The organism is Mesorhizobium sp. M3A.F.Ca.ET.175.01.1.1, assembly GCF_004791945.1.
Classification (GTDB): domain Bacteria; phylum Pseudomonadota; class Alphaproteobacteria; order Rhizobiales; family Rhizobiaceae; genus Mesorhizobium.
Genome location: NZ_SRTP01000334.1, coordinates 1 through 299, shown reverse-complemented (window position 1 = coordinate 299; position 299 = coordinate 1). Strand labels below are relative to the sequence as shown.

Here is a 299-nt window from a genome sequence, read left to right as displayed (position 1 = left end):
GCGCCTCGAGCGTGCGGGCATGCGCGTCGAAAACGTCACCGAAACTGTTGCCCGGTGTCATCGCCTTCTCGACCGCGAGCAGGGCGGCGCGGGAAGCATCGAACAGCTCTTGGTGGCGCTTCGACACCTTGCCGGTCAAAATCGTTCGCATCATCGGGGCATGATAGTGGTGAAAGACGCCCGCCCATTCGAGCGTCAGCTGGTCGTTCTTGGTAAGCATGCCGCGCCCGGCCTTGTAGCGGCAAAGCAAGGCGTCGGCGCCGGAACCGATGATGTACTCGTTGGCCGGATAGTCGCCG

Annotated in this window: 1 protein-coding gene; it reads right to left on the bottom strand. The window is 63.2% G+C overall.

Features of this window, described 5'->3' with window-relative positions; all coding sequences use genetic code 11:
• Nucleotides 1-299, bottom strand: a 299-nt coding sequence (locus tag EN818_RS31875; RefSeq protein ID WP_135906747.1) for a M24 family metallopeptidase, incomplete at both ends; no start/stop codon positions are given.